9 protein-coding genes are annotated in these 12,323 nt (G+C 57.0%); all 9 read left to right on the top strand.

Annotation, left to right across the window (positions count from 1 at the left end):
• Window positions 1-11: 11 nt before the first annotated feature.
• On the top strand, window positions 12-2,111 hold the full coding sequence (locus tag RTU33_RS04060) for a TonB-dependent siderophore receptor (RefSeq protein ID WP_312625485.1): 2,100 nt from the start codon (window positions 12-14) through the stop codon (window positions 2,109-2,111).
• A gap of 20 nt (window positions 2,112-2,131) precedes the next feature.
• A complete protein-coding gene (locus RTU33_RS04065) occupies window positions 2,132-2,971 on the top strand; it encodes an ABC transporter substrate-binding protein (RefSeq protein ID WP_312625486.1) in 840 nt (279 codons plus the stop codon).
• On the top strand, window positions 2,964-4,949 hold the full coding sequence (fhuB, locus tag RTU33_RS04070; RefSeq protein ID WP_312625488.1) for a Fe(3+)-hydroxamate ABC transporter permease FhuB: 1,986 nt from the start codon (window positions 2,964-2,966) through the stop codon (window positions 4,947-4,949). Before RTU33_RS04065 ends, fhuB begins: the two co-directional genes overlap by 8 nt.
• A 31-nt stretch (window positions 4,950-4,980) precedes the next feature.
• Complete coding sequence (locus RTU33_RS04075) at window positions 4,981-6,573, top strand: cyclic peptide export ABC transporter (RefSeq protein WP_312625489.1); 1,593 nt, start codon at window positions 4,981-4,983, stop codon at window positions 6,571-6,573.
• Between the two features lie 228 nt (window positions 6,574-6,801).
• Window positions 6,802-7,077 carry a DUF1471 domain-containing protein gene (locus RTU33_RS04080; RefSeq protein WP_312625490.1) on the top strand — a complete coding sequence of 92 codons (276 nt, stop codon included), beginning with the start codon at window positions 6,802-6,804 and terminating at the stop codon, window positions 7,075-7,077.
• A 550-nt stretch (window positions 7,078-7,627) separates the two neighbouring features.
• On the top strand, window positions 7,628-8,566 hold the full coding sequence (tdcA, locus tag RTU33_RS04085) for a transcriptional regulator TdcA (RefSeq protein WP_312625491.1): 939 nt from the start codon (window positions 7,628-7,630) through the stop codon (window positions 8,564-8,566).
• A gap of 94 nt (window positions 8,567-8,660) precedes the next feature.
• Window positions 8,661-9,650, top strand: a complete 990-nt coding sequence (gene tdcB, locus RTU33_RS04090) for a bifunctional threonine ammonia-lyase/L-serine ammonia-lyase TdcB (protein ID WP_312625492.1) — start codon at window positions 8,661-8,663, stop codon at window positions 9,648-9,650.
• Window positions 9,651-9,696: 46 nt separating this feature from the next.
• Entirely contained in the window at window positions 9,697-11,028 is a 1,332-nt protein-coding gene (tdcC, locus tag RTU33_RS04095) for a threonine/serine transporter TdcC (RefSeq protein ID WP_312625493.1), read from the top strand.
• 80 nt (window positions 11,029-11,108) lie between these two features.
• Window positions 11,109-12,317, top strand: a complete 1,209-nt coding sequence (gene tdcD / locus RTU33_RS04100) for a propionate kinase (protein ID WP_312625494.1) — start codon at window positions 11,109-11,111, stop codon at window positions 12,315-12,317.
• Window positions 12,318-12,323: the final 6 nt, after the last annotated feature.

Here is a 12,323-nt window from a genome sequence, read left to right on the forward strand (position 1 = left end):
GGGATAAGCCGTTGAAAGTACTGGCATGTACGATCATCGCAGGATACAGCGGGCAAGCGTTTACTGCGGATAACGGGCAGGATAGCACAAAAGAACAGACGATGGTGGTCACCGCCGTTGCTGGCTCACAGGGCCAGGAAGACGAAAGTAATATCGTTGCACATAGCGCAACGGCAGGCAGTAAATCGAGCCAGCTCATCAGCCGGACCGCACAAAGTATTGCGGTGGTTACCCAGGCACAAATTGAAGCTCAGGCGGCGAAGACCATTCCGGAAGCATTGCGCTACGTTTCCGGCGTGTCATCGGAAAGCTCCGGCCCGGATACCCGCTTCGATACCATCATGGTGCGCGGATTCGAGGCCGACGAATATCTTGATGGCCTGCGTCTGCCGCGAGAAGCCTGGTGGAGTCGACCAGCATGGGACCCGTTCCTGCTGTCCCGTATCGAAGTCGTAAAAGGCCCCGCTTCGGTGCTCTACGGGCAGGCTAACCCCGGCGGGATCGTCAATATGGTGAGCAAAACCCCGCAGGCTGAACCTGGCGGTCAGGTGTATGTGACCACGGGCAATAACAACCTGTTTGGTACCGGCGTTGACGCGACCGGGGCGCTGAACGAGGACAAAACGCTGCTCGGCCGCGTCGCTGGCACCTTTTTCGATACGGAAACCCAGGTCGATCATACCCGCTATCAGCACTATGCTATCGCGCCTTCGTTGACCTGGCAGCCGAGCGATCGCACCAGCCTGACGCTCCTGGCGCAGCTGCGTAAAGACCCGGACAGCGGCTTCTACAACCAGATGCCCCTTTCCGGCACGCTGACCCACAACCCGAACGGGCAGATCTCCACCCACTTCTACGGCGGGCAGCCCGGCTTTGACAAGTACGAACGTGAACAGGGCAGTATCGGCTATCAGTTCCGCCATGACTTTAACGATACGGTAACCTTCCGTCAGAACCTGCGCTATATCAGCAGCACCGGCGACTACCTGATGGTGTATCCGTGGGGCGAACACGCCGACGCGCCGCTGATTGACCGCTATTCGATGAACCTGAAAGAGACGATGGTCAACTTCGCCGTGGATAACCAGGCGGAGTTCCATCTGCAAAGCGGGCCGATCGCCCACACGCTGCTGGTAGGTATCGATCGCATGCACAGCTCGGTGCGCAGCCAGTCAGGCTATGGCGATGCCAGCCCGATCAACTATCGCGATCCTGACTACAGCACGCCGGTCGAAAAACCGCCCTTTGACAGCAGTACCCACTCGACGATGGATCAAACCGGGTTCTATTTACAGGATCAGCTGGGGTGGAACCGGTGGATCATGAACCTCGCCGGGCGCTATGACGCGGCAAAAACCAAAAGCACGGACCTGATCGCCGACACCCGCAGCGAACGTAACGATTACGCCACCACCGGTCGCGCCGGACTGCTTTACCATTTCGACAGTGGCCTGTCGCCTTATGTCAGCTACTCGACGTCGTTTGTGCCAACCAGCAACACCGACTTCTACGGCCACGCCTTTAAGCCAACGGAAGGTAAGCAGACGGAGATCGGCCTGAAATACGATCCTGTCGGTCTTGATGCGCTGTTTACCCTCGCGCTGTTTAACCTGCGGGAAACCAACGTTGCCACGCCAGATCCGGATCATGCCAACTTCAGCGTGCAGACCGGCGAGATCCGCTCCCGCGGGGTTGAAGTGGACGGCAAAATCAACATTACGCCTGCCTGGTCGGTCATGGCTTCCTATGCGTTAACCGATCCGGAAGTCATCAGCGCTAACGACGGCAGCGAAGGCAAGCATCCGGTAGGTATTGCGCGTAACAGCGCCAAACTGTGGACCGAGTACGCACTCAGCGGCCCGCTGGACGGCGTTTCGTTGGGCGGCGGCGTGCGTTATGTCGGCAGCAGCTATGCCACGACGGACAACAGCCTGAAAGTGCCGGCGGCAACGGTTTACGATGCGCGGATTGGCTACCAGTGGCGTGAATGGGGCGTGGCGCTTAACGCCGCTAACCTGACCGACAAGACCTATCTTGCCACCTGCCAGGATAACGGCTGCGAATATGCGATGAAACGGCAGCTGGTCGCCACCGTGAACTACAAGTGGTAACCATGCTTTCACGACGCAGGTTGTTAACTGCCGCTCTGCTGGCCCCCGCGTTGTCGTGGGCCGGCAGTACGCCAGTGCCGCAGCGGCTGGCGGTGCTGGACTGGGGGCTGACGGAGATGATCCTTGCCCTCGGCATCACGCCAGCCGGCGTTTCGGCGCCGGACTGGTATCGCAAACTGATCCCCACGCCCGTTCTGCCGCCGACGGTGCAGGATCTGGGTCTGCTGTTTCAGCCCAATCTGGAAACGCTCTTTGCGTTGAAACCTGACGCGATTGTAATCACTCCGCAACACGTTCTGCTAGAACCGGCGCTGGCGCAGGTGGCTCCTCTTTTGACTTTACCTGCCCATGGGCTCAGCGACTTCATCAGCGCCACGCTGCAGTTGGGTGGTGCGCTGAACCGTGAGGCACAGGCGGCAGCGCTTCTCGCGCGCCTGCACCAGCAAATCGCTCGCGCCCGCGACCATGCGAGTAGCCTGCGCCAGCCGGTGATTATCGCCGCTCCGGTAGACGCCCTGCACCTGCGGCTATACACGGTCGGTAGCCTGCCGGGAGATGTGCTGACGGCCTGCGGGATGCGCAACGCCTGGCACGGCGGCGGCGGGGCAGAAGGCAATGTTCTGGTGGAACTGACACGCATCGCGGGCGTTGATGCCCGGTTGATCCTGCTGGTTGCGGCGGATCAACAGGACGCGGTTTCCCACTGGCAGCAAAGTCCACTGTGGCGACGCTTGCCGTTAACCTCTCGCTATCCGATCGCGCGGATTGATCAGCAAATCAGCGATGCCGGAGCGCTGATCACCGCCGGACGTTTTGCCGATATCTTCAGCCAGCTGATGGCGGGGTGGCGCGATGCATGAACCTTTTTCCCGCCGCCTCTCCTGGAGCGTTATCGGCGTACTGTGGCTGGTTTCGCTGCTGCTGGCGGCCAGCGATGTGCTGCACCAGGGCGGGTTTGCCGCGCTGTTCAATGCCCACAACATTCAGCCGATGGCGATTATCCTGCACAGCATGTGGCTGCCGCGGCAGGGGATGGCCATCGTTGGCGGGGCCACGCTCGGGCTGTGCGGCTGGCTGATGCAACGCGCGCTGCGCAACCCGCTGGCGGAGCCGATCACCCTCGGGATGACCTCCGGTGCGACGCTGGCGATGGGGCTGGCTTCGCTATGGCTACCGGCCCTGAGCGGCGGCATGCGGATGGGATTCATCATAGGCGGTGAACTGGCGGCGCTGCTGCTGGTGTTGCTGCTTAGCTGGCGTCAGCGCCTCTCGCCGCTGGTGATGATTCAGGCCGGGATGATGATCAACTTATGGTGCGGCGCGCTGACGATGCTGATCGCCATCATTAACGATCGTTTCCTGCTGACCGTCCTGATGTGGGGCGGCGGTTCGCTGGCCCAGGAAGACGGTCATCTGCTGCAGTCGCTGCTGCCGTGGCTGGCGCTGTGTCTGGGGCTACTGGTGCTAATGCTGCGTCCGCTGGAACTGCTACAGCTGCCGGAAACGATGGTTAACAGCCTCGGTGCTTCAGCGCTGCGGATCCGCACGGTGGCGGTATTGCTGGCGCTGGTGATGAGTGCGCTCATCATAAACGCCGTCGGGGTGATTGGCTTTATCGGTCTCGCCTCGCCGCATCTCGCCCGTTTTGGCGGCGCGCGCACCTCGCGCCAGCTGCTGCTGCACAGCGCCCTGACCGGCGCGGGTCTGCTGTGGTTTACCGACCTGTGCGTCTCCCGGGTTTCTCTGCTCAACGGCCAGCTACTGCCGACAGGAATGTTGACCGCGCTGATTGGCGGCCCGCTGCTGATCCTGCTGGCGCGCCATGCCCGCCAGCACACGCTTGATACGGCGCCACCCCCGCTGGCGGTGGAACATTCTGCCAGTTACCGGGTGCCGTGGGCTGTGGCGCTGGCCCTGCTGCTATCGGTGGCGATCTCGCTGTTTTTCGGCCGTGGGCTGAGCCACTGGCACTGGGCCCATTCGGCGGAGCTGGCGCAATTGCTGCCCCTGCGGCTACCGCGGCTACTGGCGGCGATGAGCGCCGGTGCTCTGCTGGCCGGGGCTGGCGTACTGATGCAAAGGGTAAGCGGCAATCCCCTCGCCAGTCCTGAAGTGCTGGGTATTGGCGGCGGCGCGGCGATGGGGGTGACCGTTTATATTCTGCTTTTTCCCACTCACGGCAGCGCTTTTTTACTGCTCAGCAGCCTCTGTGGCGCGCTCATCAGCCTGCTGCTGACGATGTGGAACAGCCGCAGCAGCGCCTTTAATCCGCAGCGGGTGCTGCTCAATGGCGTCGCTCTCAACGCTCTGTGCCAGGCGGCGGTGAGCATTGTCATGCTTAATAACCTCGCTGCCAGCTCGATACTGCTGCCGTTGATGACCGGAAGCACCTATTACATCAGCGCGCCGCTGGCGCAGGCGCTGTTTGTCTCCACCCTGGTTCTGCTGGCGCTGACGCCGCTGCTGCGCCGCTGGCTGACGCTCCTGCCGCTCGGCGGCGTGGCCGGTTCGTTGGGGCTCTCACTTCCGCGCGCCCGTTTCGGGGTGCTGGCACTGGCGGCATTGATGACCGGGCTCGCCACGCTGCTGGTCGGCCCGGTGTCGTTTATCGGCCTGCTCGGGCCACATCTGGCTCGTAAAGTCGGCGTCAAAGGTGCGCTGGCGCAGCTTTACACCGCTGCGCTGCTGTCCGCCTGCATCATGACCTTCGCCGACTGGCTGGGGCGCAATGCGCTCTATCCACGTCAGCTGCCGGTCGGGCTGGTGGCGTCACTGATCGGCGTTCCGCTGCTGGTCTGGCCGTTGATGCGCGCGAAGCGCCAGCGCGGCGGCGAATAACAAAGAATAAGCAATGAAAAAGGAATGATGCATGTCGGTTTTGTTGATTTTGTTTCGTATGGTCGGCGGCTGGCTGCTGCTGGCGGTCGTTGCCGGGATAATCAGCGGCTTTAGCAATGCATCGCTGCTGGCGATGATTAACCACAGCCTGACGCTGCCGCAGGCGAAAAGCGGGTTGGGGCCGGGGGTGCAGTTCACGCTGCTGGCCCTGCTGATGCTGGCCACCCGGGTACTATCCCAGACCACCTTTATGTATCTCGGGCAGAAGGTGAAAGCGCGGCTTCGCGGCGAACTGACCCGGCACGTCAGCGAGACTCGCTGGCTCCAGCTGGAGAGCGCCGGCATGGCAAAAACGATCTCGGTACTGACCCAGGATCTCGATACCCTGGTGGTGTTTTTCGTCAGCCTGCCGAATCTGTTTATCTATGGTGCGGTGATCGTCGGTTGCCTGGTTTACCTTTCAACTCTCTCGATCGGCGTCCTTGCGCTGGCGCTGGCCGCCATTATTCTTGGCACCCTCGGCTATCACGCCGCCCACGGCAGGGCCATTGGCCTGCTGCGCCAGTCGCGACAGCGGGAAGATACCCTGATTCAGCAGTGCAAAAAGCTGTTTGATGGCGGGCGTGAGTACCGGCTGAATGCCTCCCGCCGCCGCCAGTTCGTCTATGGTGAGCTGGCTGACAATATTGAGGCTGTCCGCCGGGAGCGCACCCGCGGCTATGTCCTGTACGGGCTGGCCACCAGCTGGGGCAGCATTCTGTTTTTTGCCTTTATCGGCCTGGTGCTCTTTGGCCTGCGCGAGTCGCTGACGCTCTCACCGGCGGCGATCACCGGCTACGTCATGATCTTTCTCTACATGATTGTGCCGGTTGAAGGGGTGCTGTCGTCGCTACCGACCATTGCCAGCGCCCGGGTGGCGCTGCAGCGGGTACAGCTCCTGCGTGATGAGCTGCCGCCGGAGCAGCCGCAGCGCCCGCTGGCGGCGGAACCATTTCGCTCCCTGACGCTCAGCGAGGTGTGCTATCAATATCAGGGGGAGGACGGGGAACGCTTTACTCTCGGGCCGCTGAATCTGGAATTCACTCCCGGAGAGCTGGTGTTTGTGGTCGGCGGTAACGGCAGCGGCAAAACCACCCTTGCCAGTTTGCTGGCAGGGCTTTATCCGCCTGATAGCGGGGCCATTTTGCTTAACGACCACACCGTCGCGGCCGACCAGCAGGAGGCGTATCGCCAGCTGTTCTCGGCGGTATTCAGCGATTTTTTCCTTTTTGATGACGTGGCGTTTGTGCATGAACGCACGCCAGAGCAGGTTGACCGGCTGCTGCAGTTGCTCAAGCTCAGCCATAAAGTACGCTTTCAGGACGGTCGTTTCTCCACGACCGCCCTCTCGCAGGGGCAGCGAAAACGGCTGGCGCTCCTGCAGGCGTGGCTGGAGGAACGGCCGCTGTATCTGTTCGATGAGTGGGCTGCCGATCAGGACCCGGAGTTCAAAGCGGTGTTTTACCTTGAGCTGCTGCCGATGCTGAAGGCTGAGGGTAAAACCATCATCGCCATCACCCACGACGACCGCTATTTTCACCTGGCGGATCGGCTGATTAAGCTGGAGTCGGGGCAGGTCGTGTAGTCTGCAATAACGGTACTAACCCCTCCAGACGGGGTTAGTCGCTGCCATGTCTGCCGCTTCGCTCAATGATGACGAGGTGTTTCCTTCGCCATACCCCGACATGCTTTCTCCACAATCCTGCCACAATGATTAACTGACTTTGCACTCGTCCTGGATTGGCTGACTGAGCGGGCGACATACTTAAACCTGTAAACGCTTCTACATCCACGATTCTGCGAGGGTTTAAAAATGAAAACGACTTCTCTGCTGACAGGTGCAGTTTTTATGCTGATTTCCGGTGCGGCGCTGGCCGCGGGTCCAAAACAGGTTGATGCCGATCGGGCCAGCGGGCTACAGGAAATGGGTACCGTTCAGGTATCCGGGATTGCTGGCTCATCAGATGATGCGGTGCGTGCGCTGAAAGCGAAAGCCGCGCAAGATAATGCGGGCCATTACCAGATTGTTGCGATGGGCAACGGAGGGGACTCCAGCCTGTGGGACGGCACGGCAATTCTCTATAAATAACCGTTTTACCTCCAGTAGCCAGACCCTCGACAAAGCCTCATGTGCCCACATGAGGCTTTTTTGTGAGCAGCGCCCGCTTGTTGTAAAAGTGTGGTAGTTGTTTCTTATTGGTTGCTAAATATTCATCGGGTTGATGATTTAAAGATTGAGAAATGTGCTTCTGTAACAATACGCGTGATCGCTATCGTATTTTATAGCCACCTTTATGGTCCTCTTTAAATTATTTTTATTTATTAAAATAAAGATAGATAATAAAGTGATGAAAATATATACCGAAAATGCGATGAATATAGCCGGTTAAACAAATTGTGAATAATTAGTGTGACGCGATTTATCGCCATAAAATAAAGTTATGCGCTTGATGTTTATTGACTCTGGTCAGGCTATTGTTGAATTGATAATTCATTAACACATTGTATATAAAGAGTAATCCTAAATAATGTGAGCTGATGCAGGCAACCCTTCCGGTGAATTGTGAGTGATCGCACATACGCCGCTATATTTAATTTACTAGAATTCAGCCCGAAGAAAGGAATATGGACTGAGTACTATGGATAATATTCTTCTGCCAAAAACGCAGCACCTTGTCGTGTTTCAGGAAGTGATCCGCTGTGGCTCGATTGGCTCAGCGGCAAAACAGCTCAGGCTCACGCAACCGGCGGTCAGTAAAATTATCAATGACGTTGAGTATTATTTCGGCACTGAATTGATGATTCGAAAAAACACCGGGGTAACGCTAACCAGCGCCGGGCAGGTGCTGCTGGCCTATGCGGAATCCATCACCCGTGAAATGAAGAATATGGTCAGTGAGATCAACAGCCTCAGCGCAGGCGGCGTGGTTGATGTTTCCTTTGGCTTTCCGTCGCTTATCGGCTTTACGTTTTTGCCGGGCATGATGAAAACGTTCAAGGAGCTGTTTCCGACGGCGCAGGTTTCCATGTTCGAAGCGCAGCTTTCCTCCTTCCTGCCCGCGCTGCGCGATGGTCGTCTCGACTTCGCGATTGGCACGCTGGACGATGACATGCAGCTCCAGGACCTGCACGTGGAACCGTTGTTTGAAACGGAATTTGTGGTGGTGGCAAGCCGGTCCCGAACATGCGGGGGAGCGATCCGACTTGATTCGTTGCAGAACGAACAGTGGGTCCTCCCGCACACGGAAATGGGATACTACAAGCAACTGCTCGCCATTCTTCAGCAACACCACATCAACCCAGACCATATTGTTAAAACCGACTCGGTCGTGACGATTTATAACCTCGTGATGAACGCCGATTTCCTGACCGTCATTCCCTGTGATATGACGACGCCTTTCGGCTCAGAACAGTTTATTACGCTGCCGCTGAAGGATGTATTACCGATGGCCCGCTACGCCGCCATTTGGTCGAAAAATTACAGTATTAAAAAATCGGCTTCAGTATTAGTGGGGCTGGCAAAGCATTACTCAGAACAAAATTTTACCCGGCGAAGGCCGGTGACAGAAATAAATTAAATAAGCATTAAACCCTATGCGGAGTGCTCAGGTTTGAGCCTCTAATGACCTGATATTGCCTGAAATTCAGATGAGTTTCTGAAAAGAGGATGTTATGCATATTACTTACGATCTTCCGGTTACCCTCGATGATATTCAGCAGGCAAAGCATCGCCTTGCCGGTAAAATATATAAGACAGGCATGCCCCGCTCAAATTATCTGAGCGAACGCTGTAAAGGTGAAATTTACCTGAAGTTTGAAAACATGCAGCGCACCGGCTCATTTAAAATTCGCGGGGCGTTTAATAAGCTGAGTTCGTTAACGATGGAAGAGCGCCGTAAAGGCGTGGTCGCCTGTTCCGCCGGGAACCACGCGCAGGGCGTATCGCTCTCCTGTGCGATGCTCGGGATTGACGGCAAAGTCGTGATGCCGCGCGGTGCCCCGAAATCCAAAGTGGCTGCCACCCAGGATTATTCGGCAGAAGTGATCCTGCACGGCGACAACTTCAACGACACGATTGCCAAAGTCAGCGAAATTGTGGAAATGGAAGGGCGGATTTTCATCCCACCGTACGATGACCGATACGTGATTGCAGGCCAGGGCACCATTGGCCTCGAAATCCTTCAGGACCTCTATGACGTTGACAACGTGATTGTGCCGATTGGCGGCGGCGGCCTGATTGCCGGGATTGCCACGGCGATCAAATCCATTAATCCGACCATTAAAATCATCGGCGTGCAGTCCGAGAACGTGCACGGTATGGCTGCTTCCTGGCGTGCAGGCACTATCACCAACCATCGTCTGAATCCGACGCTTGCCGACGGCTGTGACGTGGCGCGTCCGGGCAATCTGACCTTTGAAATTGTTCGTGAGCTGGTGGATGACATCGTGCTGGTCACCGAAGACGAAATCCGCGACAGCATGATTGCGCTTATCCAGCGCAACAAAGTGATTACCGAAGGCGCCGGTGCCCTGGCTTCCGCCGCGCTGCTCAGCGGTAAGCTGGATGACTACATTCAGCACCGTAAAACCGTCAGCATTATTTCTGGCGGCAATATCGATCTTTCCCGCGTTTCACAAATTACCGGATTAGTTGGGGCATAATGCCCCGCTTTGACAGGTTTCGGAACATTTTCGCTAAGGACACGATATGAGTACCACAGAAAGCCTGGTTGCCGGCCAGCAAAAATCCTCGGCATGGCGCAAATCGGATACGACCTGGACGCTCGGCCTGTTCGGCACGGCGATCGGGGCCGGTGTGCTGTTCTTCCCTATCCGTGCCGGTTACGGCGGTCTGATCCCGATTCTGATCATGCTGGTGCTGGCCTATCCCATTGCCTTCTACTGCCACCGCGCGCTGGCGCGCCTGTGCCTGTCCGGGAAAAACCCTTCCGGCAACATCACGGAAACGTTGGAGGAGCACTTCGGCAAGACCGGCGGCGTGGTGATTACCTTCCTTTACTTCTTCGCCATCTGTCCGCTGCTGTGGATTTACGGCGTGACCATCACCAACACCTTTATGACCTTCTGGGAAAATCAGCTTGGCTACGCGGCGCTCAACCGCGGCATGGTCGCGCTGTTCCTGCTGCTGCTGATGGCGTTCGTCATCTGGTTTGGTAAGGATCTGATGGTAAAAGTGATGAGCTGGCTGGTCTTCCCGTTCATCGCAAGCCTGGTGCTGATTTCGCTCTCGCTCATCCCTTACTGGAACTCAGCGGTAATCGATCAGGTAAGCCTCAGCGACATTGCGCTCACCGGCCATGACGGCATTCTGGTCACCGTGTGGCTCGGCATTTCTATCATGGTGTTCTCCTTTAACTTCTCACCGATTGTCTCTTCGTTTGTGGTGTCCAAGCGCGAAGAGTACGAAAAGGATTTTGGCAATCAGTACACCGAGCAGAAATGTTCGCAGATTATCTCCCGCGCCAGCATGCTGATGGTGGCCGTGGTCATGTTCTTCGCCTTCAGCTGCCTGTTCACGCTCTCCCCGCAGAACATGGCGGAAGCAAAAGCGCAGAATATCCCGGTGCTTTCCTACCTGGCGAACCATTTTGCGACCATGACTGGCACTAAATCTACGTTTGCTACCGTGCTTGAATTTGGCGCTTCTATCATCGCGCTGGTGGCGATTTTCAAATCCTTCTTCGGCCACTATCTGGGCACGCTGGAAGGGCTGAATGGCCTGGTGCTGAAGTTTGGCTACAAGGGCGATAAAACCAAAGTCTCGATGGGCAAACTGAATACCATCAGCATGGTGTTCATCATGGGCTCCACCTGGGTTGTGGCTTACGCCAACCCCAATATTCTGGACCTGATTGAAGCAATGGGCGCGCCAATTATTGCCTCGCTGCTGTGCCTGCTGCCGATGTTCGCTATCCGTAGAGTCCCGGCGCTGGCGAAATATAAAGGCAGAACCGAGAATATCTTTGTCACCGTTATTGGCCTGCTGACTATTCTGAATATTGTCTACAAACTGTTTTAATTCCTGATACCCCAATAAACTCAGGCTGCATTCGCAGTCTGAGTCTTTCATCACGAAACAAGGACGAGCGGAGAATTCAAATGATTGAGTTTCCTGTGGTGCTGGTCATTAATTGCGGATCGTCTTCCATTAAATTTTCTGTAATGGATGCTGATTCTCAGGATGTATTACTGACGGGCATTGTCGAAGGCGTTAATACTGACGTTGCCACTTTACGTATTAATGAAAATGACCCTGTTGAATTGAATCACCAGGATTACGAATGTGCGCTGGGGGCGATTACCGACGAATTAGATAAACGTCAATTACTGAACAGCGTCACGTTAATTGGCCATCGGATTGCCCACGGCGGCAGCATATTCAGTGAATCGGTAGTCATTACCGATGAAGTTATTGAACTTATTCGCCAGGTATCGCCGCTGGCTCCGCTGCACAATTTCGCCAACTTAAGCGGCGTGGAGTGTGCCAGACGCCTTTTTCCTGGCGTGCAGCAGGTGGCGGTATTTGACACCAGCTTCCACCAGACGCTGGAGCCGGAAGCTTATCTCTACGGTCTGCCGTGGCGCTATTTCGAAGAGTATGGCGTGCGTCGCTACGGCTTTCACGGCACCTCACACCGCTATGTGTCGCAGCGCGCCTGTGACCTGCTGGGTCTTGAAGAACAAAACTCAGGCCTGGTGATTGCTCACCTGGGTAACGGCGCCTCGATTTGCGCGGTACGCGACGGCAAAAGCGTCGACACCTCGATGGGTATGACGCCGCTCGAAGGGCTGATGATGGGCACCCGCTGCGGCGACGTGGACTTCGGTGCAATGGCCTGGATTGCTGGCCAGACCGGGCAATCCCTGAGCGACCTTGAGCGCGTGGTGAATAAAGAGTCCGGCCTGCTTGGCATATCCGGGCTTTCCTCGGATCTACGGGTGCTGGAAAAGGCCTGGCATGACGGCCATTACCACGCGCGCCTGGCGATCAAAACATTCGTCCACCGAATTGCCCGCCACATTGGCGGCCACGCGATGGCGCTTAAGCGCCTCGACGGCCTCATTTTCACCGGCGGAATTGGCGAAAACTCAACGCTCATTCGCCAGCTGGTCGTGGAACATCTGGAGGTGCTGGGCATTCAGCTCGATCCCATGAAAAACCGGCTGCCGGGGAAAGAAGGTGAGCGAATTATCTCGCGGCCAGAATCCCGGGCTGCCTGCGCGGTGATCCCAACCAACGAAGAACAGATGATCGCGATGGATGCGATCGCGCTTGGACACATTCACGCTTCGGCAGAATACGCCTGACGTTAA

The sequence above is a fragment of the Scandinavium sp. genome (assembly GCF_032012665.1).
Lineage (GTDB): Bacteria > Pseudomonadota > Gammaproteobacteria > Enterobacterales > Enterobacteriaceae > Scandinavium.

Excerpts from the sequence above, each read along its gene's own strand:
- fhuB (WP_312625488.1), top strand. The coding sequence starts at position 2,964 with ATGCATGAACCTTTTTCCCGCCGCCTCTCCTGGAGCGTTATCGGCGTA.
- RTU33_RS04075 (WP_312625489.1), top strand. The coding sequence starts at position 4,981 with ATGTCGGTTTTGTTGATTTTGTTTCGTATGGTCGGCGGCTGGCTGCTG.
- tdcC (WP_312625493.1), top strand. The coding sequence starts at position 9,697 with ATGAGTACCACAGAAAGCCTGGTTGCCGGCCAGCAAAAATCCTCGGCA.
- tdcA (WP_312625491.1), top strand. The coding sequence starts at position 7,628 with ATGGATAATATTCTTCTGCCAAAAACGCAGCACCTTGTCGTGTTTCAG.
- RTU33_RS04080 (WP_312625490.1), top strand. The coding sequence starts at position 6,802 with ATGAAAACGACTTCTCTGCTGACAGGTGCAGTTTTTATGCTGATTTCC.
- tdcD (WP_312625494.1), top strand. The coding sequence starts at position 11,109 with ATGATTGAGTTTCCTGTGGTGCTGGTCATTAATTGCGGATCGTCTTCC.
- tdcB (WP_312625492.1), top strand. The coding sequence starts at position 8,661 with ATGCATATTACTTACGATCTTCCGGTTACCCTCGATGATATTCAGCAG.